A 2,606-nucleotide genomic window follows, 5' to 3' on the forward strand; every position below is an offset into this window, starting at 1 on the left:
CTTTATGTGTAATTAATTGTCGTAATGGTTTTCTTTTCTTTCTTCCGAACATGTTCTAGTCTCCTTTTTCAAAATGCGACCTTTTCCCTTTTTCTCTTTTATGCTCGATATGCTACGCCTATTTTTCATTAACTTCTACCGTTAAATTTCCCCATTACTTTCCTCTACAGTTCATCATAACGAATCATAATAACCTTTGTCCTATCTCATAACCTCTATAATGTGACAACGACATCTCTATTTTTGTCGCACTATCATTTATCTTAATTTCAAGATATTTACATCGCTATTATATACAAACTTCCATTCATTTACAATAAATTTTCTGATTACTTTGTATTTTCATATTTAGAACAAAGAATATAGGTAATTAAAAAAATCCTTCTGTAATATACAGAAGGATTTTTTTAATTACTCTCTATTCTTTTTTATCACCAATTGCAAATGTAATTTCAGCTTCGCACGCAACTTCACCATCCACTGTTGCGATTGCTTTTCCTTTTCCGATTGGTCCACGTACGCGTGTCATTTCTACTTCTAAACGAAGTTGATCACCTGGGCGTACTTGTTTTTTGAAGCGGCAGTTGTCGATGCCTGCGAAGAAAGCAAGTCTCCCGCGGTTTTCTTCTTTCTTTAATACAGCAACTGCACCAACTTGTGCTAATGCTTCTACAATAAGTACACCAGGCATAACTGCATAATCTGGGAAGTGTCCATTAAAGAACTCCTCGTTTGCAGATACATTTTTAATTCCAACCGCTCTTTTCCCCTCATCCACTTCTAATATTTTATCAACAAGTAAAAATGGATAACGGTGAGGAATGATTTCTTTAATTTGTTCTATATTTAGCATGTAACAATCGCCCCTTTTGTAATATTGGTCTTACCACTTGGACATATTGTTATTATCCCATTTTGTTTATTATTTGTCATTATAAAGTAAAACTTTACTCCGTTTAGCTTCTTATTATAAAAAAATGCACACACTCTATTCCATTAAAATAGTTGCACTTCTCAGCAACTGACACGGAGGTAGAAAAGAGTGTGTGCCCAAATTAGGGAAAGGCAATATGTATTTAAACATTCTTTGCCTTAATGTCGTATTCCGAATCATTATATTACATACGTTTTCAAATAAGAAAACATTAAATTTAACCGTATATATGGATATATCACCTTATTTCTTTATTTTCCTCTATTTTTCTTCCGTTTTCGTAAAAAATTAGAATTAAAAAAATCAAAAAAAAGAACTAAGGTTTTCCCTTAGCTCTTTCTCACTTTATTTCAATGCACGACGTGGTAATTTATCGATATTCTCTAACATAATACCTGTACCAATAGCAACACATTGCATTGGGTTTTCAGCGATTAATACTGGTACCTTTAATTCTTCTGCTAGAAGCATGTCGATACCGTGTAATAAAGCTCCACCGCCTGTTAGAATAACACCGCGGTCGATAATGTCCGCAGATAGTTCTGGTGGTGTGCGCTCTAGTACGCCTTTTGCAGCTTGTACAATGATAGCTGCGTCTTCTTTTAGTGCTTCTGTAATCTCTTCAGAGCATACTGTAATTGTACGTGGTAAACCTGTTACCATGTCACGTCCGCGAATTTCAAGCTCTTCACTACGTGCACCTGGGAATACTGTACCAACTTTAATTTTAATATTTTCTGAAGTACGTTCTCCAATYAATAGCTTATACTTACGTTTAACGTAGTTTAAGATYTCCATATCAAACTTATCGCCAGCCATTTTGATAGAGGAAGAGGTAACAATATCACCCATAGAAAGTACGGCAATATCTGTTGTACCTCCACCAATATCAACAACCATGTTTCCGCTTGGCTGGAAGATTTCCATACCAGCACCAACTGCGGCTACTTTTGGTTCTTCTTCTAAAAATACTGTTTTACCACCTGAACGTTCAGCAGCCTCACGAATTGCTTTTTGTTCTACAGATGTGATATTTGTTGGACAGCAAATTAAAATGCGAGGTTTTGAAAAGAAGCTCTTCACGTCCAATTTGTTAATGAAATACTTTAACATTGCTTCTGTAATTTCGAAATCTGCGATTACACCATCTTTAAGCGGACGAATTGCTACAATATTACCAGGTGTACGTCCCACCATACTTCTTGCTTCTTCACCTACTGCTAATACTTTTCCACTATTACGATCAATTGCCACAACAGATGGCTCATTTAATACAATACCCTTACCTTTAACATGAATTAATACATTAGCCGTACCTAGGTCAATTCCGATATCTCGCGCAAACATTCCTGTCATTTCCTCCTCGATATTCAAAATCAGGTTACACCCGAATTCTTTTACACCTAATTTCTGATTTTATCATAAATTTAACAGAAACGTAATATTCGCAAAAAGAATTCTTCTGAAAAATATTACCGAATTCGCAAGGAATGTTTGCTATTTTAGATTTATTGGCGCACAGGGTTTTCTGTATCTTCTTTTCGATACTTTTGCTTTGTTGCTTCTCCTCCTCTTAAATGACGAATAGACTTATGATAATCAAGAATTTCTTTCACTTCATTTGCGAGCTCTGGATTAATTTCTGGTAGACGTTCTGTTAAATCTTTATGGA

The 2,606-nt window shown here is 35.2% G+C and carries 3 protein-coding genes and 1 pseudogene; all 4 read right to left on the bottom strand.

Annotated features, from left to right (window positions below; genetic code table 11):
* Positions 1-129 (bottom strand): annotated as a pseudogene (locus AC1DJR_RS25780) (tyrosine protein kinase); the annotation flags it as partial.
* 289 nt (positions 130-418) lie between these two features.
* Positions 419-853 (bottom strand): 3-hydroxyacyl-ACP dehydratase FabZ, encoded by a 435-nt coding sequence (gene fabZ / locus AC1DJR_RS25785; RefSeq protein ID WP_000931959.1) that lies wholly within the window; start codon positions 851-853, stop codon positions 419-421.
* Between the two features lie 426 nt (positions 854-1,279).
* The gene (gene mreB / locus AC1DJR_RS25790) at positions 1,280-2,281 is read right to left on the bottom strand and encodes a rod shape-determining protein (protein ID WP_002130035.1); all 1,002 of its coding nucleotides are present in this window, start codon (positions 2,279-2,281) and stop codon (positions 1,280-1,282) included.
* 161 nt (positions 2,282-2,442) lie between these two features.
* A partial coding sequence (locus AC1DJR_RS25795) for a sporulation transcriptional regulator SpoIIID (RefSeq protein ID WP_477003837.1) occupies positions 2,443-2,606 on the bottom strand: 164 nt, incomplete at its 5' end.

This window comes from Bacillus sp. 05T31 (assembly GCF_056396725.1).

Excerpts from the sequence above, each read along its gene's own strand:
- fabZ (WP_000931959.1), bottom strand. The coding sequence starts at position 853 with ATGCTAAATATAGAACAAATTAAAGAAATCATTCCTCACCGTTATCCA.